At 67.4% G+C, this 25,057-nt stretch carries 26 protein-coding genes; 11 read left to right on the top strand and 15 right to left on the bottom strand.

Features of this window, described 5'->3' with window-relative positions; all coding sequences use genetic code 11:
* The first annotated feature begins 42 nt into the window (after positions 1–42).
* Positions 43–471 (top strand): FKBP-type peptidyl-prolyl cis-trans isomerase, encoded by a 429-nt coding sequence (locus tag ACZ5CM_RS13385; protein WP_464639294.1) that lies wholly within the window; start codon positions 43–45, stop codon positions 469–471.
* 22 nt (positions 472–493) lie between these two features.
* On the opposite strand, the gene ACZ5CM_RS13380 is transcribed toward ACZ5CM_RS13385, so the two are convergent.
* The 4 genes from ACZ5CM_RS13380 to fabA all read right to left on the bottom strand — a co-directional run bounded on the left by ACZ5CM_RS13380 (position 494) and on the right by fabA (position 3,486).
* Positions 494–802, bottom strand: a complete 309-nt coding sequence (locus ACZ5CM_RS13380) for a hypothetical protein (protein ID WP_464639292.1) — start codon at positions 800–802, stop codon at positions 494–496.
* Between the two features lie 91 nt (positions 803–893).
* A complete protein-coding gene (locus ACZ5CM_RS13375) occupies positions 894–1,685 on the bottom strand; it encodes an enoyl-ACP reductase FabI (protein WP_464639290.1) in 792 nt (263 codons plus the stop codon).
* Between the two features lie 7 nt (positions 1,686–1,692).
* Positions 1,693–2,922: a beta-ketoacyl-ACP synthase I gene (gene fabB, locus ACZ5CM_RS13370; protein ID WP_464639288.1), complete on the bottom strand. Its 1,230-nt coding sequence runs from the start codon at positions 2,920–2,922 to the stop codon at positions 1,693–1,695.
* Positions 2,923–2,976: 54 nt separating this feature from the next.
* The gene (gene fabA, locus ACZ5CM_RS13365) at positions 2,977–3,486 is read right to left on the bottom strand and encodes a bifunctional 3-hydroxydecanoyl-ACP dehydratase/trans-2-decenoyl-ACP isomerase (protein WP_464639286.1); all 510 of its coding nucleotides are present in this window, start codon (positions 3,484–3,486) and stop codon (positions 2,977–2,979) included.
* 193 nt (positions 3,487–3,679) lie between these two features.
* Between fabA and irrA the strand changes: the two genes are divergently transcribed.
* Positions 3,680–4,099, top strand: a complete 420-nt coding sequence (gene irrA, locus ACZ5CM_RS13360) for an iron response transcriptional regulator IrrA (RefSeq protein ID WP_464639284.1) — start codon at positions 3,680–3,682, stop codon at positions 4,097–4,099.
* 37 nt (positions 4,100–4,136) lie between these two features.
* Here the strand turns inward: irrA and ACZ5CM_RS13355 are convergent, their stop codons facing one another.
* Both ACZ5CM_RS13355 and mbfA read right to left on the bottom strand, forming a co-directional pair.
* The gene (locus tag ACZ5CM_RS13355; protein ID WP_464639282.1) at positions 4,137–5,066 is read right to left on the bottom strand and encodes an AEC family transporter; all 930 of its coding nucleotides are present in this window, start codon (positions 5,064–5,066) and stop codon (positions 4,137–4,139) included.
* A gap of 12 nt (positions 5,067–5,078) precedes the next feature.
* The gene (gene mbfA / locus ACZ5CM_RS13350; RefSeq protein WP_464639280.1) at positions 5,079–6,053 is read right to left on the bottom strand and encodes an iron exporter MbfA; all 975 of its coding nucleotides are present in this window, start codon (positions 6,051–6,053) and stop codon (positions 5,079–5,081) included.
* A 124-nt stretch (positions 6,054–6,177) separates the two neighbouring features.
* Here mbfA and ACZ5CM_RS13345 point away from each other — a divergent pair, with 124 nt between their 5' ends.
* Complete coding sequence (locus ACZ5CM_RS13345; protein WP_464639278.1) at positions 6,178–6,798, top strand: TetR/AcrR family transcriptional regulator; 621 nt, start codon at positions 6,178–6,180, stop codon at positions 6,796–6,798.
* 27 nt (positions 6,799–6,825) lie between these two features.
* Here the strand turns inward: ACZ5CM_RS13345 and ACZ5CM_RS13340 are convergent, their stop codons facing one another.
* Positions 6,826–7,542 (bottom strand): NYN domain-containing protein, encoded by a 717-nt coding sequence (locus ACZ5CM_RS13340; protein WP_464639276.1) that lies wholly within the window; start codon positions 7,540–7,542, stop codon positions 6,826–6,828.
* Between the two features lie 183 nt (positions 7,543–7,725).
* On the opposite strand from ACZ5CM_RS13340, the gene ACZ5CM_RS13335 reads away from it, so the two are divergent.
* Positions 7,726–9,375: a Y-family DNA polymerase gene (locus ACZ5CM_RS13335; RefSeq protein WP_464639275.1), complete on the top strand. Its 1,650-nt coding sequence runs from the start codon at positions 7,726–7,728 to the stop codon at positions 9,373–9,375.
* Between the two features lie 106 nt (positions 9,376–9,481).
* Positions 9,482–9,826: a DUF2794 domain-containing protein gene (locus tag ACZ5CM_RS13330; RefSeq protein ID WP_464639273.1), complete on the top strand. Its 345-nt coding sequence runs from the start codon at positions 9,482–9,484 to the stop codon at positions 9,824–9,826.
* 139 nt (positions 9,827–9,965) lie between these two features.
* Here the strand turns inward: ACZ5CM_RS13330 and ACZ5CM_RS13325 are convergent, their stop codons facing one another.
* The 4 genes from ACZ5CM_RS13325 to ACZ5CM_RS13310 all read right to left on the bottom strand — a co-directional run bounded on the left by ACZ5CM_RS13325 (position 9,966) and on the right by ACZ5CM_RS13310 (position 16,291).
* Positions 9,966–10,565, bottom strand: coding sequence for a Crp/Fnr family transcriptional regulator (locus tag ACZ5CM_RS13325; protein ID WP_464639272.1), 600 nt, complete (start codon positions 10,563–10,565; stop codon positions 9,966–9,968).
* Positions 10,558–12,117, bottom strand: a complete 1,560-nt coding sequence (murJ, locus tag ACZ5CM_RS13320; RefSeq protein WP_464639270.1) for a murein biosynthesis integral membrane protein MurJ — start codon at positions 12,115–12,117, stop codon at positions 10,558–10,560. Before murJ ends, ACZ5CM_RS13325 begins: the two co-directional genes overlap by 8 nt.
* Positions 12,118–12,330: 213 nt before the next feature.
* Complete coding sequence (locus tag ACZ5CM_RS13315; RefSeq protein WP_464639268.1) at positions 12,331–15,159, bottom strand: [protein-PII] uridylyltransferase; 2,829 nt, start codon at positions 15,157–15,159, stop codon at positions 12,331–12,333.
* The gene (locus tag ACZ5CM_RS13310; RefSeq protein WP_464639266.1) at positions 15,119–16,291 is read right to left on the bottom strand and encodes a penicillin-binding protein activator; all 1,173 of its coding nucleotides are present in this window, start codon (positions 16,289–16,291) and stop codon (positions 15,119–15,121) included. Before ACZ5CM_RS13310 ends, ACZ5CM_RS13315 begins: the two co-directional genes overlap by 41 nt.
* 87 nt (positions 16,292–16,378) lie before the next feature.
* On the opposite strand from ACZ5CM_RS13310, the gene rsmI reads away from it, so the two are divergent.
* The 3 genes from rsmI to gshB all read left to right on the top strand — a co-directional run bounded on the left by rsmI (position 16,379) and on the right by gshB (position 18,648).
* Positions 16,379–17,236, top strand: coding sequence for a 16S rRNA (cytidine(1402)-2'-O)-methyltransferase (gene rsmI, locus ACZ5CM_RS13305; RefSeq protein WP_464639264.1), 858 nt, complete (start codon positions 16,379–16,381; stop codon positions 17,234–17,236).
* Positions 17,237–17,242: 6 nt separating this feature from the next.
* Entirely contained in the window at positions 17,243–17,641 is a 399-nt protein-coding gene (locus ACZ5CM_RS13300; RefSeq protein WP_464639262.1) for a YraN family protein, read from the top strand.
* Between the two features lie 71 nt (positions 17,642–17,712).
* Positions 17,713–18,648 (top strand): glutathione synthase, encoded by a 936-nt coding sequence (gene gshB / locus ACZ5CM_RS13295; RefSeq protein WP_464639260.1) that lies wholly within the window; start codon positions 17,713–17,715, stop codon positions 18,646–18,648.
* A gap of 46 nt (positions 18,649–18,694) precedes the next feature.
* Here gshB and ACZ5CM_RS13290 read toward each other — a convergent pair whose 3' ends face one another.
* The 3 genes from ACZ5CM_RS13290 to cobU all read right to left on the bottom strand — a co-directional run bounded on the left by ACZ5CM_RS13290 (position 18,695) and on the right by cobU (position 21,507).
* Positions 18,695–20,209, bottom strand: a complete 1,515-nt coding sequence (locus ACZ5CM_RS13290) for a YifB family Mg chelatase-like AAA ATPase (protein WP_464639259.1) — start codon at positions 20,207–20,209, stop codon at positions 18,695–18,697.
* Positions 20,210–20,410: 201 nt separating this feature from the next.
* Entirely contained in the window at positions 20,411–20,989 is a 579-nt protein-coding gene (locus ACZ5CM_RS13285) for a histidine phosphatase family protein (protein WP_464639257.1), read from the bottom strand.
* Positions 20,986–21,507 carry a bifunctional adenosylcobinamide kinase/adenosylcobinamide-phosphate guanylyltransferase gene (gene cobU, locus ACZ5CM_RS13280; RefSeq protein ID WP_464639256.1) on the bottom strand — a complete coding sequence of 174 codons (522 nt, stop codon included), beginning with the start codon at positions 21,505–21,507 and terminating at the stop codon, positions 20,986–20,988. Before cobU ends, ACZ5CM_RS13285 begins: the two co-directional genes overlap by 4 nt.
* A 97-nt stretch (positions 21,508–21,604) precedes the next feature.
* On the opposite strand from cobU, the gene ACZ5CM_RS13275 reads away from it, so the two are divergent.
* The 3 genes from ACZ5CM_RS13275 (at position 21,605) to coaBC (ending at position 24,585) form a co-directional block, all read left to right on the top strand.
* On the top strand, positions 21,605–22,486 hold the full coding sequence (locus ACZ5CM_RS13275) for an RNA polymerase factor sigma-32 (RefSeq protein WP_464639254.1): 882 nt from the start codon (positions 21,605–21,607) through the stop codon (positions 22,484–22,486).
* The gene (locus ACZ5CM_RS13270) at positions 22,483–23,301 is read left to right on the top strand and encodes a ChaN family lipoprotein (RefSeq protein ID WP_464639253.1); all 819 of its coding nucleotides are present in this window, start codon (positions 22,483–22,485) and stop codon (positions 23,299–23,301) included. Before ACZ5CM_RS13275 ends, ACZ5CM_RS13270 begins: the two co-directional genes overlap by 4 nt.
* Positions 23,302–23,385: 84 nt before the next feature.
* The gene (coaBC, locus tag ACZ5CM_RS13265) at positions 23,386–24,585 is read left to right on the top strand and encodes a bifunctional phosphopantothenoylcysteine decarboxylase/phosphopantothenate--cysteine ligase CoaBC (RefSeq protein WP_464639251.1); all 1,200 of its coding nucleotides are present in this window, start codon (positions 23,386–23,388) and stop codon (positions 24,583–24,585) included.
* Between the two features lie 20 nt (positions 24,586–24,605).
* On the opposite strand, the gene ACZ5CM_RS13260 is transcribed toward coaBC, so the two are convergent.
* Positions 24,606–24,833, bottom strand: a complete 228-nt coding sequence (locus ACZ5CM_RS13260) for a hypothetical protein (protein WP_464639249.1) — start codon at positions 24,831–24,833, stop codon at positions 24,606–24,608.
* Positions 24,834–25,057: the final 224 nt, after the last annotated feature.

The raw sequence follows: 25,057 nt of genomic DNA, 5'->3' as shown, positions 1-25,057 counted from the left end.
TAGGCTGGGGCTTTCTGCAACTCCCGAAGGATCGGAGCATATATGACCCAAGTGAAGACCGGCGACACCGTTCGCATCCATTACACCGGTACGCTGGATGACGGCAGAACATTCGACAGCTCTGCGGGGCGCGATCCTCTGGAGTTCCAGGTCGGGTCCGGCCAGATCATCCCCGGCCTCGACAAGGCGCTTCCGGGCATGGAAGTGGGCGAGACGAAGACCGTGAACATCCCCTGCGACGAGGCCTACGGCCCGGTCAATCCCGAGATGCGCCAGGCGGTGCCGCGCGAAGGCATCCCGGAGGACATCCCGCTGGAGATCGGGACCATGCTGCAGATGCAGACGCCGCAGGGTCAGGTGGTGCCGGTGACGGTGGTGGAGGTGACCGAAACCGAAGTGACGCTTGATGCCAACCATCCGCTGGCAGGTCAGAACCTGACCTTCGCTATCGAACTGGTCTCTATCGGCTGAAATACGATTCCGGCCGCGGCCGTCAGTCACCAGGGCTGGCGGCCGCGCTGACACCCGCACCCTGCGGGATGATCTCGACGGGGGGCGGAGGGTCGATGCTGTGAGCCACGGGCACGCTCTCGACCGGGTTCGGCAGGACCATCCCGATCTGTTCGGTCAGCTGACCGGTCGCCTTCTCCAGCCGGTCGAACATGCTTTCTTCGGCCAGAAACGCGATTGCCACCAGAAGGCCGCAGGTGGCAACCACCGCAAGCAGAACCAGACGATGTGAAAGCGGGCGCCGTTGCGGCGCATCCGAAGGGTCGTCGATGATGAAACCATCCCGTGCCATGCCCCCCGGTTAGCGCCGGACTGTGACCTTCTTGCGGCGCCTTGGTGAAATTCCGCGGGAAACCTCGCGGAAAGGCCGCCAAGTGTTGCGATCACATGTTTTCGGGCTGAGGCATTCCCAATACGTGGTAGCCGCCATCGACCCGGACGATTTCGCCGGTGGTGAAGCGCCCCGCGTCCGAGGCAAGCCATACTGCCGTGCCGCCCACGGCATCCAGCGTCGCATTCGATCGCAGTGGCGCGTTTGCCTCGGTGAACTTGTAGGTCTTGCGCGCCCCGCCGATCGCCGCACCGGCCAGCGTCTTCATGGGCCCGGGCGAGATCGCGTTGACGCGGATGCCCTCGGGGCCCAGATCGTTGGCCAGGTAGCGCGTGGCCGCCTCCAGCGCCGCCTTGGCCACGCCCATGACGTTGTAGTTGGGCACCACGCGGAGCGAGCCCTGATAGGTCAGCGTCAGCAGCGTGCCCCCGTTCTCTTTCATCAGCGGATGCGCCCGCCGGGCGACCTCGATGAAGGAATAGGCGCTGATGTCCAGGGATCTCTTGAAATTCTCGCGGCTGGTATTGATGAACCGCCCGGTCAGTTCCGCCTTGTCCGAATAGGCGATGGCGTGAACCAGGAAATCCATGGTCGGCCAGCGCTCGGCCAGCGCCGCGAAAGCCGTGTCCAGCGATGCGTCGTCGGTGACATCCACGTCGACCATGAAATCCGAGCCCACGCTTTCGGCCAGCGGTGCCAGCCGCTTGCCGAAGGCTTCGCCCTGGTAGGTAAAGGCCAGCTCGGCGCCGGCCTCATGCATCGCTTTGGCGATGCCCCACGCGATCGAGCGTTCATTGGCAACGCCCATGATCAGCCCGCGCTTGCCCTGCAACTGCATGGTCATGGCCCGTTTACCCGCGATACCTGGAAAGGATCATCGACCCGTTGGTGCCGCCAAAGCCGAAGCTGTTGGTCATCACGCTGTCGAGGCCGGCATTCATCACCGCCTCGGTGGCGATTTCGCCGGGCCGGATCGCCGGATCCAGCGTCTCGACATTGATCGAGGGCGCGATGAAGTCATTGTCCAGCATCAGCAGGCTGAAGATCGCCTCCAGCGCGCCGGCGGCGCCCTGCGCGTGGCCGGTCATCGATTTGGTCGAGCTGATCGGCGGCGTGCTGCCCTCGCCGAACACCCGGCGCACGGCCTCGACCTCGCCCACATCGCCCACCGGGGTCGAGGTGCCATGGGCGTTGATGTAGCTGACCTCGCGCCCCTCGGGCAGGGTGGACAGGGCCAGCCGCATGGCCCGTTCGCCGCCCTCTCCCGACGGGGCCACCATGTCGTGCCCGTCCGAGGTGGCGGCGTAGCCGGTCACCTCGGCATAGATCTTCGCACCGCGGGCAAGGGCGTGCTCCAGCTCTTCCAGAACCACGATGCCGCCACCGCCCGAGATCACGAACCCGTCGCGATCGGCGTCAAACGCGCGCGAGGCCCGTTCGGGCGTGTCGTTGTACTTGCTGCTCATCGCGCCCATCGCATCGAACAGGCAGGACAGGGTCCAGTCCAGCTCTTCCCCGCCGCCGGCGAACATCACGTCCTGCTTGCCCATCATGATCTGTTCGGCCGCGTTGCCGATGCAGTGCAGCGAGGTCGAGCAGGCCGAGGTGATGGAATAGTTGATGCCCTTGATCCTGAAGGCGGTGGAGAGGTTGGCGCTGACCGTGGACGACATGCATTTGGGTACGGCGAAGGGGCCGATACGCTTGGTGGCTCCGGTCTTGAGAACCGTCTGATGCGCAACCAGAAGCGCGCTTGTCGTCGGGCCGCCCGACCCGGCCACCAGCCCGGTGCGCGGGTTCACGATATCGGCCTCTTCCAAGCCGGAATCGGCAATCGCCTCTTTCATCGCGATATAGGCATAGGCCCCGCCCGGCCCCATGAAGCGCAGCGTGCGCTTGTCCACATGCTCGGTCACGTCGATCTTGAGCGTGCCGGCGATCTGGCTGCGGAATCCGTGTTCGATCATGTCGGGGCTGGTTTCGACCCCCGACCTGCCGGCCTTGAGCGAGTCCACCACTTCTCGGGCATTGTTGCCGATGGAGGACACGATCCCCAGACCGGTAACGACGACGCGACGCATATGCGTTCTCCTGTTGCGAATTTCGTCCAAGCTTGACCGCCCTGCGGCCGGTGGTCAACTCTCGGACAGGGCCACTTTCATGTCCTTGACCAGATAGATCACTTCGCCATCGGCCTCCACCCGGCCGTCGGCCACGCCCATGGTCAGGCGGCGGGTCTGGATCGCCTTGGTGAAATCGATGTGATAGGTCAGCATCTTGCGGTCGGGCCGGACCATGCCGGTCAGCTTCACCTCGCCCACGCCCAGCGCATAGCCGCGCCCCTGCCAGCCGCGCCAGCCCAGGTTGAACCCGGTCAGCTGCCACAGCCCGTCAAGCCCGAGGCATCCGGGCATGATCGGGTTGCCGGGAAAGTGGCATTCGAAGAACCACAGGTCGGGGTGAATGTCGAATTCGGCCACCACATGGCCCTTGCCGTGTTCGCCGCCATCGGCGCTGATGTCGGTGATCCGGTCCACCATCAGCATCGGCGGGGCCGGAAGCTGCGCATTGCCGGGGCCGAAAAGTTCCCCTCGCGCGCATTTCAGCAGGGCTTCCTTGTCGAAGCTTGTCGGGTATCGGGCCATGCTGCCGCGTCTCCTTCCTTGAGCGCCTGCCTGCCAGGCGCCTTTGCGCCCGTCTATCACCGGGCCCGCCACCGCTGCAAGAGCGCAAGCCGCCGGGGCGACAACCTGCCCGCGCGAGAAGCTGCGAATGAAATTCAATTGAATTCCAACCTGCCTGCGTCATATATGGAAGGGAAGGAAAGACGGAACGCGCATGACGACCCGCAGCCAGACCATCGCCACCGAGTGGCTGACCGGGGCCGGTCTCAGGCCCACGCGCCAGCGGCTTGCGCTGGCCGAACTTCTGGTCGGTGACGGCCAGCACCGCCACGTCACCGCCGAAAGCCTGTTCGAGGCCGCCCGCGAGGCTGGTGCCGCGGTGTCCCTGGCGACCGTCTACAACACGTTGCGTGCCTTCTGCGCGGCCGGCGTGCTGCAGGAAATCACCGTGGACGGGTCGAAAAGCTATTTCGACACCAACACCCACGATCACCCGCATTTCTACTGGGAGGACGAGGGCCGTCTTTCCGATGCCCCCGCCGACCAGCTTGAAATCCGGCGCCTGCCCGAGCCGCCGGAAGGGGTGGAGGTCGCCTCGGTCGATGTGGTGATCCGCCTGCGCCGCAAGGCCTGAGCTGCGTCCCCGGCCCGGGCCGTGGCGCGAGGGCTGGTCAGAAGGTTCCGACCCAGGAGATGATCGTCGGGATGGTCAGGATGCTGGCCGCGGTGGACAGCAGGATCGCGGCCGAGGCACGATGCGGGGCGATGCCGTAATGCTGGGCCAGCATGAACACGTTTCCCGCAACCGGCATCGCCGCGGTCGAAATCACCACCGCCGCCGAAAAGGCGTCGATCGGGAAGATGTAGAGCACCCCCAGAGCCACGAACAGCGGGTGCAGGATCAGCTTGGCAAACCCCAGCCATGCCGCGATCCGGACCCGTTCGGCGCTGCGGGCGGCAAGCGACGCGCCGATCGCGAACAGCGCCCCCGGCGTTGCCGCCCCGCCCAGGATGGTGAGAAAATCATCAAGCGCGCCCGGCACCGGCAGCGACAGCGCCGACCAGATCAGACCGGCGGTGATTGACATGATCATCGGGTTGCGCAGCAGCCCCGCGCCGATCAACCGGAAGGTCGCCCACGACAGCGTGCCGTCGCGCCCACCACTGACGAGAATCACGATCAGGCTGGAAAACACGATCAGATCGACCGACAGGGCCAGCATGATCGGGCCGATGGCGGCTTCTCCGAACAGGACCGCCAGCATCGGCAGGCCGAGAAAGCCGGTATTGCCGATGGCGGCGCACTGGGCCTCGATGGCGGCGGTGGGCACGTCCAGCCGCCGCAGGAAGGCGACGGCGGTGGCAATGCCGTAGACGAAGGCGGTCCCCCACAGATAGCCGGCAATCAGGCGGCCGTCGAAGATCTCGGAAAAGGGCAGGGTGGCGGCAAAGCGGAACAGCATTGCCGACAGCGCGAAGAAGAACACGAACTTGGTCAGGAAGGCGGTCGCCTCCTGGGTGAAGAACCGGGTATGCCCGGCCCAGTACCCCAGCCCGATGATGGCGAAGAAGGGCAGGGTGCGGATGAAGACTTCGAGCATGTGGCGGGCGCTTTAGCCGCTGCCGATCAGCACGCCGGCCGCCAGCACCAGCGCGCCGCCCAGCACCACCTGGAAGGTGGCGCGCAGGAAAGGCGTCTGCATGTAGCGGTTCTGGATCCAGGCAATCGCCCACAGTTCGATGAAGACGATGATGCCGGCCAGGATCGTGGCCGTCCAGAAGGCGGGGATCAGGTAGGGCAGGGCGTGCCCCAGCCCGCCCACGGTGGTCATGACGCCCGAGGCCAGCCCGCGCTTGAGCGGCGAGCCGCGCCCGGACAGCTCTCCGTCATCCGAGGCGGCTTCGGTAAAGCCCATGGAAATGCCCGCCCCGACCGAGGCCGCCACGCCGACAAGGAAGGTTGTCCATGTATCCTGGGTTGCAAAGGCGGTGGCAAAGATGGGGGCCAGGGTCGAGACCGACCCGTCCATCAGCCCCGCCAGCCCCGGCTGCACCCAGGTCAGGACGAACTGGCGGTGGGAGTGGCGCTCTTCCGCGGCGCGGGTTTCGTCATCCAGGTGTTCCTCGGCCAGTTCGCCGGCCATGTGCTGATGCTGCGCCTCGGTGGCCGCCAGGTCGCCCAGAAGCTTGCGCGTGGCCGCGTCGGTGGTGCGCTTTGCGGCGGTGAGATAGAAATGCGCGGCCTGACGCTCCATCTCTTCCGCCTCGGCGCGGATCTGTTCGATCCCGAGATTTTCCACCAGCCAGACGGGGCGCCGCGCGTAGAACCCGGCCACATGTTCGCGCCGGATCAGCGGGATCACCGGGCCGAAACGGGCATTGTGCAGGTCGATCAGCCGCTTGCGGTGCTCGTCCTCCTCCCGCGCCATGTCATCGAAGATGCGGGCGGTGTCGGGATAGTCCTTGCGCAGCCGCTCGGCATAGTTGCGGTAGATCTGGGCATCGTCCTCTTCGGACGAAATCGCCAGGGCAAGGACTTCCTGTTCCGTCAGGTCGCTGAACCGCTTGCGCGAAGAGAAGAACTGCATGTGGCTGCTCCGGTTTAGAACGATTCCAGCTTATAGGGCGCGCAGTGGCGAGCGCAACCGGATGCGGCAGCTTGCCCGAACTGAACCGGACGGTTTACACTGATCGCGAAGGGCGGGAGAGCCGATGAACGAGATCACCACCGTACCGCGCAAGGGGCGCAAGTTCGACCAGGTGCTGAAGGGGGCGCGCGAGGTGTTCCTGGCAGACGGGTTCGAAGGCGCCAGCGTGGACGACATTGCGCGTGCCGCCGGCGTCTCGAAGGCGACGCTGTACAGCTATTTCCCGGACAAGCGCGTGCTGTTCAAGGAGATCGCCCGCTGCGAGTGCGAACGGATGGCGGAACGGATCACCGAGACGATCGACGAAAGCCGCCCCCCGCGCGAGGTCCTGACCGTGGTGGCCCGTCACGCGGTGACCTTCATGCTGTCGCGGTTCGCGCTGCGGATCTTCCGGATCTGCGTGGCCGAACAGGAACGGTTTCCCGATCTGGCGCGAGCGTTCTACGCGAACGGGCCGGAAATGGGGCGCCGCCGGCTGTCGGAATACCTGTCCTGCGCGGTGGCGCGCGGCGAACTGGCGATCGAGGATGTGGGGATGGCGGCCGACCAGTTTTCCGAACTGTGCAAGGCCAGGCTTTGGCCACGGGCCGTGTTCGGGGTGCAGGCGGAGTTTTCCGAGGACGAGATCGAGGAGGTCGTGCGCCACGCGGTGGAAACGTTCATGGCCCGTTACGGTACCGCCTGAACGCGAGGCCGGCGTGCCCGGCCCGGCTCAGTCCACGCGGCGAACCATGGGCTGGTTGCCGTCGCCGCGGCGGATCTCGAACCGCTTGAGCCGCTCGACAAGCGAGCTGAGTTTGGACTCGCCATAGGTGCGGGTGTCGAAATCGGGATGACGGGCGATGATGGCCTGCCCGATCTGTCCCAGCGGGAACCATTCCTGATCCGGGTCGATCTGGTTCATTGCCTCGATGATGAGGGGGATCGCCTTGTCCGGCCGGGTGCGTGCGGGCTTGACCTCGGTCGCCCTGGGGTCGCGGTCGGCGATGATGTTCTCGATCAGGATGAACCGGTTGCAGACGTTGCGCAGGCTGACCGGTGCCTTGGATTCACCGATCCCGATCACGTCGAGGCCCTGTTCGCGGATGCGGTTGGCCAGCGCGGTGAAGTCGCTGTCGGACGAGACGATCACGAAGCCGTCGAAGCGGCCGCTGTGCAGGATGTCCATGGCATCGATGACGAGGCCGATATCGGAGGCGTTCTTGCCGGTGGTGTTGGCGGTTTCCTGATGCGCCACCAGGCCGAGGTCGCGCACGACCCGTGTCCAGGCGCTCAACCGTCCTGACGACCAGTCGCCATAGACCCGGCGCAGGGCCGGTTCCCCGAACGAGGTGATTTCGTCAAGGATCGCGGCAGCGTGTTTTGCCGGAATGTTGTCGGCGTCGATGAGGACGGCGTAGAGCGGGCGGTTTCTGTCGGTGCGAGTCATGGCTGGACCATAATCGCGGGAAGACGTGGGGGCCAGCCCCCACACCCCCGGAGTATTTGCGGCGAGATGAAGCCCCCGGGGCGTGGCATGAGCGGCCTGGCCGGGATGTCCCGTCTTTGCATTTCTTTTCGACTCGGTTTTCGCTATCAGAATGCGAACGAAAAACGAACATGTTGGTTCTCGATGTCAGGTCGCCGCATCCTTTCCCTGTGGTTTCCCCATCTCGGGGCCGAGAGGCTGGAGCGCACCGGGCGCGGGTTGCCGTCGGGGCCGCTGGTCGTGGTGGAAGAGCGGGGCAACATGCAGGTGGTTGTCTCGCTCGGGATCGGGGCTCGTGCGGCGGGGGTGCAGGTGGGGCAGCCGCTGCGGGACGCTCTTGCCATCTGCGCCGGTCTCGTCGTGCGTGTCCGTAACGTATCGGCCGAGGCGGCGTTTCTCGCCGCGCTGCGGCGCTGGGCGGGGCAGTTCTCGCCCTGGGTGGCCGAGGATCCCCCCGATGCGCTGCTGATCGATCTGACGGGGTGTGCACATCTTTTCGGTGGTGAAGAAGCGTTGTGCCACCGGATCGAGGCCGATTGCGCCGCCATGGGGCTGACCGTGCGGGCGGGGCTGGCCGACACGCCGGGCGGGGCCTGGGCGTTGGCGCGATTCGCGGGGCGAGGGGCGGGGCCGGATCGCAGTGGCGATGCCATAGATCAGGAGGCGCGCGCCACCCGCTCGCGGGCGACCCGGCGACAGCGGTCCTGTGCCCACCCGGTGCCGCGGGTAGAGGCCGAGGCGGGTGCTTCTCGGATCGCGCCGCCCGGCCGGACATACGGGGCGTTGTCGCCGCTGCCGGTGGCGGCGCTGCGGCTGGACGAGGCCACGGTGGCGCAGCTTTCCCGCCTGGGCCTGCGACGGATCGGCGACCTGCTGGGCCAGCCCCGCGCGGCGCTGGCGCGGCGGTTCGGGCGCCGGCTGGTGCTGCGGCTCGATCAGGCGATCGGCAGCGTGCCCGAGCCGATCTCGCCCGCCCGCCCGCCGGACCGCTTTGCCACGCGCCTGACCCTGCCCGAGCCGATCGGGCTGAAAGAGGATCTTCTGGCAGGGATTGACCGGATGCTGCCACGCCTCTGCGCGCGGCTGCAGGAACGGGGGCGAGGCGCGCGCATCCTTCGGTTCGAGGCGCATCGCACCGACCGGACGGCCGAAATCGTCACCGTCGGCCTGGCGCGCCCGTCATGGGAGGCCGCGCGCATCCGCCCGCTGCTGGAGATGAAGCTCGACCGGATTGATGCGGGGTTCGGGTTCGACATGCTGCGGCTGGAGGCCGTGCGTACCGAGCCGCTCCATGCCCGCACCATCTCCGGCCGCCTGGAGGCCGGACAGCGGGCGGCCAGGCGCCAGGCGGGCGGTGCCGGGCTCGACGACCTGATTGGGCGCCTAGGCGCGCGGATCGGGCTGGAGGCGATCACCCGCCTGCATCCGGCCGCCAGTCACATCCCGGAAAGGACGGCGACGGTCATGGCGGCGGCATGGTCCGAACCGGCCCGTGACTGGCCCGCACCGCCCGCTGCCCGACCGCTGCTGCTATGGCGGCCCGAGCCGCTCTCCGCCCCCGATACCCCCCGGCTTCCGGCGCGGTTCCGCTGGCGCGGGCGCGACCACGAGGCGGCCCATGCCACCGGGCCCGAGCGCATCGCGCCCGAATGGTGGCTGGACGACCCCGACTGGCGCTCGGGTGTGCGCGACTACTGGGTGGTGGTGACGACGGCGGCCGACCGGCTGTGGCTGTTCTACGCCCATGGCGGCACGATGCCGTCGGGCTGGTTCTGCCATGGCAGCTTTGCCTGAGGCGGGTCGTTTCGGCCCCTTCCAGAGATGGCCTGCCAGGCACAACGGCGCGTCCCTTGCCGGGCGGGGGCTTGATTTGTGTCGGAAATGCCGCAACGCTGTGCGCATGACCATCCAGCCTTCCAGCCCATTCGCAACTGGCCCGGCTTCGGTTCAGGTCTCGTTCGATCGCAGCGAACTTCTGGCCATCCTGTCCGTCTATGGCCGTATGGTGGCGGCAGGCGAATGGCGCGACTACGGGATTTCCTGCCTGAAGGATACTGCCGTCTTCTCGATCTTCCGCCGCACGGCGGAACAGCCGCTCTATCGCGTGGAAAAGACGCCGCGCCTGCGCAACCGGCAGGGGCAGTACGCGGTGGTCGGCATGGATGGGCGGATACTCAAGCGCGGCCACGACCTGAAGACAGTGCTGCGGGTTCTGGAGCGCAGGCTGATCCGGCCGGTGAACTGACACCGCCGGAGCGCTCTGCAGGCCATGCCCGACGGTTCTCCGCCTCCTTCCTCTTGCCCCAAATACTCCGGGGGAGTCGCGGCTTGCCGCGACGGGGGCAGCGCCCCCTTTTCGCCTCCCCGCATCTTCCCCCGGCCGGTCAGTCCGCGTCGGCCGCGATCCGCTCCAGCCCCCGGCGATCGAGAAGACGCACGCGCCGTCGCCCCGATTCCACCAGCCCCTGCCGCGAGAATTCCCCCAGCCGCCGGCTGACAAAGGCCCGCCCCGAGGCGGTTTCCGCAGCCAGCGCCTCATGCGTGATCTCGATCTCGTCGCCGTCTCCGGCCAGCCGCAGCAGGGCGCGGGCAAGGCGGGCGTCGAATCCGGTCAGCGCCACGTCCTCGACCAGTTGTTCGTAATCGGCAAAACGGCGGGCCACGGCGGCCAGGATCTCGGCCCGGAAATCCGGATCTTCGCCCAGGCGGCGGCTGAATTCCTCATGCGGCAGGATTTCGCCGACAAGATCGGTCTCGGCCACCCCTTCGGCGGAATAGCGGCGGCCCTCGGTCAGGCAGGCGAAGGTCTGCAGGCACACGTCTCCCGGCTGCACCCGGTAAAGCACCAGCTCGCGCCCGTTGGGGGCGGTCAGGGTGACGCGGATGATGCCCGATCTCAGGCGGACGAAGCCGGGGCACTCCTCGCCGGGGCGAAACAGCACAGCGCCGGCGGGGCAGGTCAGGGGAAGGCTGCGGTCAGTCATCCTGTCGCTCCCTGCGCCGGCGCATCATCTGCCGGAACTCGGACAGGCGGAAGGCGCCGATCAGATGGCCGGTCACGAAATACACCGCCATGCCCGTGAACACCAGAACGGCCAGCGCACCATAGCGCCAGCCGGCGGCCTCGAGCCATTCCCCGAGTGCCGCCTGCCCCCCGAAAAGCGCCAGCCCCATCACCGCCGAGGCCACGCCGATGCGCCAGATCCGGCGATGAAAACGGTCGTCGAACCGGGCCACGGAGCCGAAGCTCCGGGCCCCGCGGGCCAGTTGCAGAACCATGAACCAGCCGGCGGCGGTGGTGGCGATGGCCGGGGCGATCCAGCCGATGACCGGAGCCATGCCGATCGCGAGGACCGCGTTCACGACCATGGCGACGACCGCATAGCGGAAGGGCGATGCCGTGTCCTCGCGGGCGAAGAACAGCGGCTGGAGGATCTTCTGCAGCACGAAGGCCGGAAGCCCCAGCCCGTAGATTGCCACCGCCTGCGCGATTGCGGCGCTGTCGGCGGCGGTGGTGGCGCCGCGTTCGAACAGCACCGATACCAGCGGCAGCGGAATGACCATAAGCGCCACCGCCGCGGGGATGGTCAGGGCAAGGGATATCTCGCCCGCCCGGCTGAAGGCATGTCGGCCCCCGTCGTCGTCACGGGCGGCCAGCCGCCGCGAGAGGTCGGGCAGCAGCACCACCCCCACGGCGATGCCCACCACGCCCAGCGGCAGCTGGTAGAGACGATCGGCGGCAAACAGCCAGCCCACCGCGCGGTCGAAATAGCTGGCCACCTGCTGGCCGACCAGAAGGTTGACCTGCACCACGCCGCCGGCAAGTGCTGCCGGAACGGCGATGACCACCAGCCGACGCAATTCCGGCGTCAGCCGCGGCCGGCGCAGGCGCAGCGCAAAGCCGGCCCGCCGGGCAGCGACCCAGACGATTGCAAGCTGGGCGATGCCGGCCACCGGAATCGCCCAGATCAGGGCCCGGGCCACGTCGCCCCCCGCCGCCGCCGCCGCCGCCATCGCCGCGGCCAGGATCACGTTCAGCAGCACCGGCGCGGCGGCAGCAGCCGCAAACCGCCCCGTCGCGTTCAGCACCCCCGACAGCAGCGCCGCCAGCGAGATGAACAGGATGTAGGGAAAGGCGATCCGCCCGAATTCGACCGAAAGCGCGAACTGTTCCTGCCCGGCAAAACCGCTGGCCAGCCCCCAGATCAGCCAGGGCATGACCGCCTGCGCCAGCAGCGTCAGGGCGATCAGCACGCCCGCCAGCCCGGAAAACGCATCCTCGGCAAAGCCCCTGGCATCCTCTTCGGCCTCCAGCTTCTTCGAGAACATCGGGATGAAGGCCATGTTGAACGCCCCTTCCGCGAAGAAGCGGCGGAACATGTTGGGCAGGCGAAAGGCGACCACGAAGGCCTCGTAGGCCGGACCGGTGCCGAGGAAGGCCAGGATCATCGCGTCGCGGACGAAACCCAGAACCCGGCTGGCCAGCGTCCAGCCGCCGACGGTGAGAAAGCCGGATATCAGGCGGATGGGTTTCATCGGCGCGCCTTTGGTGGTCGGGTCCGCTCGGACGGTCCGGTCCTGATTACCGGGTTCGCGGCACCGGTAAAGGAAAAAGCGCGCCCAAGGTGTTTTGAAACAGCTTGGCGCATGCGGCCCCGAAGTCGCGCGCCCCCCGAAACAGGGCAGGAAAGCCGGTTCGAACCGGCTTTCGCAAGGGCTTTCGAAAGCCCTTGCTCCGTCGTCGTCCGGTCACCTTCCGGCGCGCTCGGCGCCCTCCTCGATCGCCCTGCGCAGTTTCCGCTCCAGTGCCTTCTGCTTGGCCTTCGAGTGGTATTTCAGTCCGAACATGTCCTTGACATAGAAGGTATCGACCACCTGCTCGCCATAGGTCGCGATCACCGCGCTGGCGACATAGACATTGTTTGCCGCCAGCGTGCGGGCCAGATCGTATAGCAGCCCCGGGCGGTCGCGGGTGTCCACCTCGATGATCGTGTAGATCTCGGATCCCTCGTTGTCGAAGGTGATATGGGTGGGCCGCTCGAAGGCGCGTTCGCGCTTCCTGATCCGGTCGCGCGCGCGCAGCGCCTCGCGGGCGATCACCTCGCCCCGCAGCGTCTTGCGGATCATCTGGGTCAGGCGCGGCAGGCGGCTGGCCTCGAAGGGGTGGCCCTCGGAATCCTGGATCCAGAAGGCATCGGTCACATAGCCGTCCTTGCTGGTGAAGCTGCGGGCATCGACCACATTCGCCCCCACCAGCGCCAGCGCCCCGGCAAGGCGCGCGAAGATTCCGGGATGGTCCACCATCACGAAGCAGGCCCGCGTGGCGTCGCGATCCTCGTCCGGGTAGAGATCGATCAGGATCTCGCCCGGGTCGCCCTTTTCCTCGAACTCCCGCAGCAGCCGGGCAAAGACCACATGGGCGGTGACGTGCAGCCCCTGCCAGTAGGGCGGGTAGTGGCGGGCGATCTCCTTGTCCAGAAGCTCCTTCGGCCAGTCCGAGAGCGCCTCGCGCAGCGCCCTTTTCGCCTCTTCCCCGCGGTTTTCGCGGTTGAGCGCCTCCATCCCCGATTCCAGCGCCACCCGCGTCTGCCGGTAGAGCGCGCGCAGCAGCACCGCCTTCCAGTTGTTCCAGGTATCGGGCCCGACGCCGCGAATGTCGCAGACCGTGAGCACCGTCAGCAGGTCCAGCCGCTCCACCGTGCGCACGGCCTTGGCAAAATCGCGCACCGTGCGCGGATCGGCGATGTCGCGTTTCTGCGCCATGTCCGACATCAGCAGGTGATAGCGCACCAGCCATTCAACCGTCTCGCTCTCGCGCGCATCCAGGCCCAGCCGCGGCGCCACCTTGCGCGCGATCTGCGCGCCCAGGATCGAATGATCCGCCGGCTGGCCCTTGGCGATGTCATGCAGCAGCAGCGCCACATAGATCACCCGGCGGTTGATGCCCTCCTCCAGGATGGCCGAGGCGATCGGCAGATCCTCGATCAGCTCGCCCTTCTCGATCCTGGCCAGCTGGGCGATGCACTGGATGATGTGCTCGTCCACCGTATAGCTGTGATACATGTTGAACTGCATCATCGCCACGACCGGCTCGAATTCGGGGATGAAGGCGGCCAGCACGCCCAGTTCGTTCATCCGTCTGAGGGCGCGTTCGGGGTTGCCGTGCTCCAGAAGCAGGTCGAGGAAGATCTTCTGCGCCTTGGGGTCGTTGCGCATCTCGTCGTCGATGAGATGCAGATTGGCCGAGACCAGCCGCATCGCGTCCGGGTGGATCAGCAGCCCGGTGCGCAGCGCCTCCTCGAACAGCCGCAGCAGATTCACCTTGTCCTTGAGGAAGCCCTCCGGGTCCTTCACGTCGAGGCGGTTGTGCACCACCCGGTAGCCGGCGCGCACGCGGGGGCGGCGGCGGAAGATTCGCTCCAGCAGCGGGGCGCTCTTGACGTGGGCGGCCTCCAGCTTGGTCAGCAGGATCCGCGTCAGCTCGCCCACGGCGGTGGCCTCGCGGAAATAGCGCTGCATGAAGATTTCCACCGCGCGGCGCCCGGCGCTGTCCTCGTAGCCCATCCGCGCGGCCACCTCGACCTGCAGGTCGAAGGTCAGCTGCTCGGTCGCCCGCCCGGTGATCAGGTGCATGTGGGCGCGCACCGCCCAGAGGAAATCCTCGGCCCGGCGGAAGGTTTCGAACTCTTCGGGCAGAAAGATGCCCAGCGGCACCAGTTCCGCCACGTCGCGCACGCCGTAGATGTATTTGGCGATCCAGAACAGCGATTGCAGGTCGCGCAGGCCGCCCTTGCCCTCCTTGACGTTGGGCTCGACCATGTAGCGCTGGCCCTGCTTGCGGTGGCGCTCTTCCCGTTCGGCAAGCTTGGCCTCGATGAATTCGCGCTCGCTGCCCTTGAAGAGGTCTTCGCGCAGCCGCGTGTCCAGTTCCGCCGCGAGGCTTTCGTCTCCGGTCAGGAAGCGCTGTTCCAGAAGCGCGGTGCGGATGGTGAAATCCTCGCCCCCGAGGCGGAGGCAGTCCTTGATGGTGCGCGAGGAATGCCCGACCTTGAGGCGCAGATCCCACAGCATGTAGAGCGTCGATTCGATCAGGCTTTCGGCCCAGGCGGTCAGCTTCCAGGGCGTCAGGAACAGCAGATCCACATCCGAAAAGGGCGCCATTTCGCCCCGCCCGTAGCCGCCCACGGCCAGGACCGCGATGCGCTCGCCCGCGGTGGGGTTGGGGCGGGGGTGCAGCCATGTCCTGCCCACCGCCAGCACCGTCGTCACCACCCCGTCGGTCAGCCAGGTATAGGCCCGCGTCAGGGGCCGTGCGGCAAAGGGGTCTTCGGCGAAGGCGGCGGCGATGGCCGCGCGCCCCGAGCGGATCGTCTTGCGCAGGATGTCCACCGTGGCGGTGCGCAGGGCGGCATTGTCCTGTGCGGTTTGCGCGGCGGCCTCGATTTCGCGCCACACCGCGGCCGGATCGAAGATCCGTTCGGGAGCGCAGATCAGGGGCCCGGGCGGATCCGGCAGGGCGGGCGCGGTGGAGGCCGGGTCAGAACCCGGCGCCGGAGAAGCTTGTCGGGGCAGGGTCAATCACAACCACCTGTTTGTTCTGGATCGTGGCCACGGCGAGGCCGCGTTCGTTGGTGCCGTCCGGGCGCAGGCGGAAGATGCCGCCGACGCCTTGGAAACCGGCGGGCTGGGTCAGCGCCGCGCCGGTCAGCGCATCGGCCTTGCCCGCCCCCACCAGCGCGCCGATCGCGGCGATGCCGTCATAGGCCAGTCCGCCGATCGGGTGCGGCGCGCCCCCGTAGGTGGCCTGATAGCGGGCCTTGAACTGTTCCATCTTGGCCGGATCGGGCAGGGCGAACCATCCGCCCTGCACCCCCGGCAGCTCCAGCGTCTGCACGGGGATGTCCCAGCGGGTCAGACCGATGAACTGGATCTGGTCGGGCGAGATGCCGGCCTCGGGCAGAAGCTGCGTGTAAAGGGGCAGGGCGCCGGCAGTGGTCGCGGTCAGGAAGATCGACTGGGCTCCGGTGCTGGCGACCATGTCCTTGACCAGCTGGATCGAGTCGATCACGCTTTGCTGGTTCCGGTCATAGGAGACCGTGCCCGCCAGCGTTGCACCGCTGGCGCCGATCGCCGCGATGATCGCGTCACGGCCAAGCTTCCCGGCCTGGTCCGAACTGTGAATGACGAGGATGTTGCCCTTGCCCTGCCGCACCGCGAATTCGGTCAGCCGGCGCGCGGTGTTGTCGAAGGTGGGGCCAAGGATGAACACGTTGCCGCCGGCGATCTGCGGGTTGTTCGAGAAGGACAGGAGATTGACGTTGCGGTTGAGCACCGCCAGCCCCGCGGCATTCGCCGCCTGTGCATAGACCGGTCCGAGGATGATTTTGGCGCCGTCATTCACGGCCTGGCGGGCTGCCGCGGCGGCGGTGTCGGGGTTGCCCGCCGTGTCGTAGACGCGCAGGTCGATACTCACGCGTCCGAGATCTCCGATCGCCATTCTGGCCGCATTTTCAAGGCTTTGCGCCAGAACGGCATCACCCGACTGGGGCGAGCTGCGCGGCACCAGAAGCGCCACCGGAACCGGCTTGGAGGTGTTGATCGTGGGGCCGCGGGTCATCGCGACGGGTTCGCACCCGGCCACGGCGAAGGTTGCCAGCAGCGCGAAAACGGTCAGGGTCACCTTGCGGACCGGTGCAAAAAGGGCAAACATTTAAACCACTTCTCCCCGCTTCGGGCGTCTGCGCGCCGCCTTGCCATCGGGGAGCGATAATAGTCGTCACGAAAGGCGGGTCCAGCGTTGAATCACCTCAAGGTCATATTGCCGCCGGGGCTCTATTTCGTCGGCACGCCGATCGGGACCGCGCGCGACATCACGCTCAGGGCGCTGGACGTGCTGGCTTCGGCCGATGTGATTGCGGCCGAGGACACGCGCAGCCTGCGCCGGCTGATGGAGATTCACGGCATCCCGCTGGAGGGGCGGCCGCTGATCGCCTATCACGACCACAGCGGCGGCGGGGTGCGCGCGCGCCTGCTGACCGAGCTGCGCGCCGGCCGGTCGGTGGCCTACGCCTCCGAGGCGGGGATGCCGCTGATCGCCGATCCCGGCCATGACCTGAGCCGTGCCGCAGCCGCCGAAGGTCATCTGGTGACCGCCGCGCCAGGCCCTTCGGCGCTGCTGACCGCGCTGACGCTGGCCGGCCTACCGACCGATGCCTTTTTCTTTGCGGGTTTTCTGCCCAATGCCTCGGCGGCACGGCGCCGACGGCTGGCCGAACTGGCCGCCATTCCGGGCACGCTGGTGTTTTACGAATCACCGCGCCGTACCGCAGCCAGCCTGCGCGACATGGCCGATGTCCTGGGGGGCGACCGCCAGGCGGCCATATGCCGGGAACTGACCAAGAAATTCGAGGAAATCCGCCGCGGAACGCTGGCGGAGCTGGCATCGGACCTGGCCGGGGAAACGCTGCGCGGAGAGGTGGTCCTGCTGGTGGATCGAAAGCGTTCGGAAAATGTTAGCGAATCGGACCTAGAGTCGGACCTGAAGGCGGCGCTGAAGATCGGAACGGTCAAGGATGCTGCGGACATGGTGGCCCGGATGCACGGCGTTTCGCGCCGGACGGTCTATCAGAAGGCGTTGAAACTGGCGAAGGAATGAAGGGCCATGGCGGGGGGAAGAGAACGCACCGCCGGTAACGGGTGCTCGTATCGGGGGCAGGTCGCTCATCTTGCAGGGCTTGCGGCGGAAGCGCAGATCGCGCGGGAATACGAACGGCGCGGCTATACGGTTGCGCGGCGGCGCTGGCGCGGCGCGGGCGGCGAAATCGATCTCATCACGCGCGGCCGTGACGGCGTCGTCTTCGTCGAGGTCAAGAAGGCCCGCGATTTCGCCCGGGCGGCGGAACGGGTGACCCGCCGTCAGATCCGCCGGATCTGTGCATCGGCCGCCCAGTTTCTGGCCGACGAGCCGGACGGCCAACTGACGAATGTCAGGTTCGATGTGGCGCTGGTCGATTCTGCGGGGATGTTTCGTATCGTGGAAAACGCCTTTGAAGCGGCCTGAACGGTCCGGGCGGCATTGAACCTAGCCGCTGGCTGGGTCATGTATCGGGCGACCGATCCGAGGATGCCGCCATGAAGATCGCCTTTCAGATGGATCCGATCCAGTCCGTGGACATTGATGCCGACAGCACCTTCCGTCTGGCCGAAGAAGCCCAGGCCCGTGGGCACGAGCTGTTCTATTACGGCCCGGACCAGCTCGCCTATCAGGAGGGGCGCATCACCGCGCGCGGTCATGACATGACCGTACAGCGTGTTGCCGGCGCACCTGCCGTTCTGGGAGAGGAACGCGAGATCGACCTGTCCGAACGGGATGTCGTCTGGCTGCGGCAGGATCCGCCCTTCGACATGCACTATATCACCTCGACCCACCTTCTGGACCGACTCGGCCCGGGGACGCTGGTCGTCAACGATCCGTTCTGGGTGCGGAACTTCCCGGAAAAGCTGCTGGTTCTCGACTTCCCCGACCTGACACCGCCGACGACGATCGCCCGCGATCTGGAAACGATCCGGGCGTTCAAGCACCGGCATGGCGACATCATCCTCAAGCCGCTATATGGCAATGGCGGTGCCGGTGTGTTCCGGCTGGACGAGAACGATCGAAACCTTGGCGCGCTCTATGAACTTTTCACCGGCTTCTCGCGTGAACCGCTGATCGTCCAGAAATTCCTGCCCGAGGTGCGCAACGGCGACAAGCGGGTGATTCTGGTCGATGGCGAGCCCGTGGGCGCGATCAACCGGATCCCGGCGGCGGGCGAGACGCGGTCCAACATGCATGTGGGCGGGCGGCCCGAACCGACCGGTCTGACCGACCGCGACCGCGAGATCTGCGCCCGCATCGGGCCGCTGCTGCGCGAGAAGGGGCAGGTCTTTGTCGGGATAGACGTGATCGGCGATTACCTGACCGAGATCAACGTGACCTCGCCCACCGGCATTCAGGAACTCGAGCGTTTCGACGGCATCAATGTAGCGGCGCGCATCTGGGATGCGGTGGAGGCGCGTCTGCGCTGATTGCCGGTGGGGAAATGCTGGTTCGCGCGGGAGATTAGATTCGGGCTCAGGCAGCGACGGGCGTTGACAGCCGGAAGCTGAGGGCCTCGGCGACGTGGGGGCGGCGGACCGTCTCCGATCCGTCGAGATCGGCAATGGTGCGTGCCACCCTGAGAATTCGGTGATACCCGCGCGCCGAAAGGCGGAATCTTTCGGCCGAACGTGTCAGGAGTTTCCGACCTTCGGCGTCAGGTCTGGCAATTTCGTCCAGCACCCTGCCGTCGGCATCAGCGTTCTGACGCAGATGCGCATGCGCGGCATAGCGGTCGGCCTGCACCTGCCGTGCCGCCGCGACCCGGGCGGCGACAGCGGCCGAGGTTTCGCCGTCGCCGGGCAGGTCGAGGTCCATGAAGCTCACGGGCGGCACTTCGATACGCAGGTCGAACCGGTCCATCAACGGGCCGGAGATCCGCCCCATGTAGTCGGCGCCGCAGGCCGGCGCGCGGGCGCAGGCCCGGGCCGGGTCGCTGAGATAGCCGCAACGGCAGGGATTGGCCGCCGCCACCAGAAGAAAGCGGCAGGGGTATTTCACGTGGGCATTGGCGCGGGCGACGACCACTTCTCCGGTTTCGATCGGTTGGCGCAGGGTTTCGAGAACCGTGCGGGAGAATTCGGGAAACTCGTCCATGAACAGCACGCCATTATGGGCAAGACTCATCTCCCCCGGTCCCGCGCCACGCCCGCCCCCAACGATCGCAGCCATCGAGGCGGTGTGATGCGGTTGGCGGAACGGCCGGGTTCGGCTGATGCCGCCCTGGTCGAGCAGCCCGCAAAGCGAGTGCACCATCGAGGTTTCCAGCGCCTCTGCCGGCGTCAGAGGCGGCAGGATGCCGGGGAGTCTTGCCGCGAGCATGGATTTGCCCGAGCCGGGCGTGCCGACCAGCATCACGTGGTGCCGCCCCGCGGCCGCGATCTCCAGCGCGCGCTTGGCCCGCTCCTGTCCCTTCACGTCGCGCAGATCGGGTGCCCGCGATGGCGCGTGGATCTCGCCTGGTCTGGCCGGAGCCAGAGGTGACTGCCCTGTACAGTGGCGCACCACGTCGCCCAGCGAATCCGCCCCGATCACTTCGGCCGCGCCGACCCAGGCGGCCTCGGCGCCCGAGTCGCGGGGGCAGAGCAGCGTCCGTCCGGATTCGGCCGCCGCCAGCGCCGCAGGAAGCGTGCCGATCACCGGCACCAGCGATCCGTCAAGCGAGAGTTCGCCCAAGGCCACGGCACGCTCGGTTGCCTTGGCGGGGATGATGTCGAGCGCGGCGAGAAGGGCCAGGGCGATCGGCAGGTCGAAATGGCTGCCTTCCTTGGGCAGGTCCGCCGGGGACAGGTTTACGGTGATGCGCCGGGAGGGCAGCGCCACCGCCATTGCCGACAGCGCACTGCGCACCCGGTCGCGGGCCTCGGATACCGCCTTGTCCGGCAGGCCCACCACGGAGAACGCCGGCAGCCCCGGCGTGATGGCGCACTGAACCTCGACCAGGCGGGCCTCGATTCCCAGAAAGGCGACCGTGTAGGCGCGTGCGACCATGATTTTCTGCCCGGTGGTGATGGATGCTCCACCGCTAACCTCGCGCGGGTTGAGAAAAGGTTAACCCAAGTGGTTTCAAGTGGGTGGCTTGACGTGCGCGGCGTGGCCGGATGGCGCTGTGCGCCATGCCTCCGGCGGGAGTATTTGTTGCAAGAGGAAGAGGGAGGCGAGGTGCGAGAGGAAATGCGGATGGTTTGCCGCTCAGGGCAGGTGGTTGATCCGCGCCACCTCCCAGCCGCCGGGTCGGCGGGTGATTTCGGTCACCGACAGGTTGTCGATGCGATGGCCGAATGCTTCGTCCGCGGCAAGTCCCAGCGCCCTTTGAACCTGGGTAAGGATAACGCCGAAATGGGCGACGACGACCAGGTTGAGGCCGGTGTGCTCGGCGATCAGCCGGTCCATGGCGGCGTTGACCCGGGCGCATACCTCGTTCCAGCTTTCGCCGCCGGGCGGGCGCACGTCGCCGGGGTTTTCCCACCATGCCCGCGCGCGCGCGGGATCCTGCGCCTCGATCTCGCGAAAGCTGCGAAGTTCCCATTCGCCGAAGTGGATTTCGCGCAGGGCCGGATCATGCGGCAGCCGCAGGCGGTGGCGCTGGATCGCATCGGCCGTGGCGACGGCGCGGTCGAGATCCGAGGACACCACGAGTGCATCATCTGGCAACAGCGTGGCAAGCCGGTCCAGCTTCGCCCGGTCGCTCAGGTCGGCCGGCAGATCGGACCAGCCGACCATTGCCCTGACATGGGTCGGCCCGTGCCGGACGAGAAAGAGGCGGGTCACGGCAGGCGCCCTTTCAGCACCTGCGGCAGTCCGGCCGTGACCAGCAAGGCGCAATCCGCGCAGGCGGCCAGCGCGATGTTGAGACGCCCCTGTGCCTCGCGGAACCGGCGCGCGAGCGCATTTTCGGGCACGATCCCGTGGCCGACCTCGTTCGAGACGATGACCAGATCGGCGGCGCAGGCGGATATGGCGGCGAGCAGGCGGTTCTGCTCGGACTCGATGTCGTTTTCGGCCAGCAGGTGGTTGCCGAGCCACATGGTTGCACAGTCGATCAGGCAGACGTGATCGCGGCCGAGCCTCGACAGTGCGGGGGTGAGGTCGTATGGTGCCTCGACTGTGGTCCAGCCCCTTCCGCGCCGTGCCTTGTGGAGATTGATCTTCGATCGGGTCTCGTCATCAAGCATTTTTGAAGTGGCTAGGTAAATCTTTGATTTACCGTACTTTTCAACAAGCGACTCTGCAAATTCCGACTTTCCCGACGCGGCGCCGCCAAGAATGAATGTGACTCTGGGAAACACTTTTCGTAGCCTCGTGGTGATCTTCGGGCCGAGTTTCTGCGCAATCGCGGGGGAAACGCAAGATCACGGAAGTTGTTGCCGTTCCGGGGGAAAGGCCATGCCGAAGGACCGAAATGCTAGGGACAGGGCGCTGTCGCGCAGGGCGATGCGGGCTGAGTTGCTGGATGCCGAAACCGAGCAGGCCCTCGCCAGGGCATGGCGCGACCGGCGCGACGAGGCGGCGCTGCACCGACTGATCAACGCCTACATGCGGCTGGCGATCTCGATGGCCGGGCGCTACCGCCGCTATGGCGCGCCCATGAACGACCTGATTCAGGAGGCGGGCCTGGGGTTGATGAAGGCGGCGGCCAAGTTCGACCCCGAACGCGGCGTGCGGTTTTCCACCTATGCCGTGTGGTGGATCAGGGCCAGCATCCAGGATTTCGTGATGCGCGACTGGTCGCTGGTGCGGACCGGCTCGACCTCGGCGCAGAAGGCGCTGTTCTTCAACATGCGCCGGGTGCAGGCGCGGCTTGAACGCGAGGCGCGCGCGCAGGGCGAGGCGTTGGACCGCTTCCAGCTGCGCCAGCTGATCGCGACCGAAATCGGCGTTCCGGCGCGGGATGTGGAGATGATGGAGGGGCGCCTCTCGGGGGCGGATTTTTCGCTCAATGCGGTGCAGTCCTCGGATGAGGAAGGGCGCGAGTGGATCGACGTGATCGAAGACGACGCCGCGCAGGCCGCCGAACTGGTCGAGGCGGCGCTCGACAATGCGCGGCTGCGGGACTGGCTGATCGAGGCGATGCGCTCGCTGAGCCCGCGCGAGCGGCTGATCGTGCGCGAACGCAAGCTGCGCCCCGATCCGCGGACGCTGGAAAGCATCGGAACCGAGCTGGGGCTGTCGAAAGAGCGGGTGCGGCAGCTCGAGGTGCAGGCGTTCCGCAAGATGCGAAAGAGCCTTGAGGCCTGCGCGCACGAGGTGCAACACTTCCTCGCATGAGGTTTCCCGGGATTCTGCCTGCCGCCCTGCTGGTGCTGACGACCATTTCCGCGGCGGCGGGCGAGTTGCCCGCGCAGCTGCTTGAGCGGATGCGCGCGGCGGATGTGGTGGTGTTGGGAGAGGTGCACGACAACCCCGCCCATCATGCCGTGCAGGCCGCTGCCATCAGGGCGCTGGCGCCGAAGGCCGTGGTCTGGGAGATGCTGACGCCCGAGACTGCGGCGCAGATCAATGCGGCGGGGCCGGCAGCGTCCGACCGGGTGGACAGGGCCCTGGCCCTGGGCGCGACTGATTGGCCGGGTTTCGCGATCTACCGGCCGGTGCTGGCGGCTGCGGCCGATCTGCCCTTCCTGGGCGCGCTGGTGCCGCGGAGCAAGACCCGCGCGGTGCCCGAAAGCGGGCTGGCCGCGGCCTTCGGGACCGAGGCGGCGCGCTATGGCCTGACGCGTCCCCTGCCCGCCGTCGAACAGGCGGTGCGCGAGGCCGAGCAGGCCGAGGCCCATTGCAATGCCCTGCCGGAGGCGCAGTTGCCGATGATGGTGGACATCCAGCGCCTGCGCGATGCGGTGCTGGCGCGGGCTGTGGTGACGGCGCTTGCCCGCCACGGTTCCCCGGTCGTGGTCATCACCGGCAACGGCCATGCCCGCGCCGACCGGGGCATGCCCGCGGTGCTGCGCCGGGTCCGCCCCGACCTGAAGATCCTGGCGCTGGGCCAGTCCGAGGACGGGCGGATCGAGGGGCGCTTTGACGCGGTTCTTGACGCCCCGGCGGTTGAGCGTCCCGATCCCTGCGCGGTGTTCCGCAGCCAGGGCTGAGCGGATGGCGTGCGACGGGCTCTGGCGGTTCGCCGCAAGCGGGCCTATTGTCCGGGGCGAAGGTGGACTCCGGGAAGGGTGCGGATGCTGGACGGCAGGCGGGTATTGCTCATCATCGGCGGCGGGATTGCTGCCTACAAGTCGCTCGACCTGATCCGGCGTCTGCGCGAAGCCGGGGCCGAGGTGGTGCCGGTGCTGACCCGCGCGGGGGCCGAATTCGTCACCCCGCTTTCGGTGGCGGCGCTGGCCGGGCGGAAGGTGCACACGGATCTGTTCGACCTGACCGACGAGGCCGAGATGGGCCATATCCGCTTCAGCCGCGCGGCCGATCTGGTGGTGGTGGCGCCGGCCACCGCCGATCTGATCGGCAAGATGGCCGCCGGGCTGGCCAACGATCTGGCCTCGACGCTGCTGATGGCGACCGACAAGCGGGTGCTGCTGGCGCCGGCGATGAATGTGCGCATGTGGGAGCACCCCGCCTGCCGCCGCAACGTCGCCGTGCTGGCCGGTGACGGGGTGCTGTTCGTCGGGCCGAACGAGGGCGGCATGGCCTGCGGCGAACACGGCCCCGGCAGGATGGCCGAGCCGTCGGAGATCGTCGCGGCGATCGCGGCAGCGCTGGGTGCTGGGCCGCTGGCCGGGCGGCGGATCGTGGTCACTTCGGGACCCACGCGCGAACCCATCGATCCGGTGCGCTACATCGCCAACCGCTCATCCGGGGCGCAGGGGGCGGCGGTGGCGCGGGCACTGGCCGACCTGGGCGCCGAGGTGATCTTCGTCACCGGCCCGGCCGAGGTGCCGCCGCCACCGGGGGTGCAGGTGGTGGCGGTGGAGACCGCGCAGCAAATGGCCGAGGCGGTGCTGGCCGCGCTGCCGGCCGATGCCGGGGTGTTCGCGGCGGCGGTGGCCGACTGGCGGGTGGTGCAGGCGGCGGATCGCAAGCTGAAGAAAAGCCGCGACGGCATTCCGGCGCTGGAATTCACCGAAAACCCGGACATCCTGAAAACCGTGGCGCAGATGCGGCAGGGGCGCCCGCGGCTGGTGGTCGGCTTCGCGGCGGAAACCGATGACGTGATCGCCAATGCCACGGCCAAGCGCGAACGCAAGGGCTGCGACTGGATCGTCGCCAATGACGTGAGCCCGCAGACCGGGATCATGGGCGGGACCGAGAACGCGGTGGTGTTGATTACCCCGGAAGGGGTCGAGGAATGGCCGCGCATGGACAAGGCCGAGGTCGCCCGGCGGCTGGCGCACCGCATTGCCGCGGCGCTGGAAAGCGGCTGAGGCAACCGGCGGGAGAGGGCTCAGCCGCGCGCGCCGCGGCGAAGCAGTGCCATCAGCGCGCCGCGCCGTGCCCGTGGCGGGGCGGCGACCACCGGGACGGGCGCGCTTGCAATGGCGATGTCCGGCGGCAGCAGTTCGGCGCCTTTTTCGAGGATCCGCCGGATCGATTTGATTGCCGCTTCCACGGCCGGATCCGTCTGCGGGGCCTGATGCTGCGGGGGGTTGTGGCGAAGGATCCGGTCGGTCATGGCAAATCTCCCTGGTACTCGCATGGTCACGCGGGCCCGGCGGCTGTCGGCAAAATTGACAGGATCGTGGCGCCGCTGCCCTCAATTGGCCATATTCCGCCACAATCGGGCGATGAAAGGGCTGAAATGGGGCATGATTCAGGCATTGTACTCAGGTAGTGACAAATGGGGCGGGCGAGGCGCGGATTGTTTCCCATCCCGCGCAATTCAGTGGTCCGGGGCTT

The sequence above is a fragment of the Piezobacter thermophilus genome, assembly GCF_055386745.1.
This window is presented reverse-complemented; position numbering and strand designations above follow the sequence as displayed.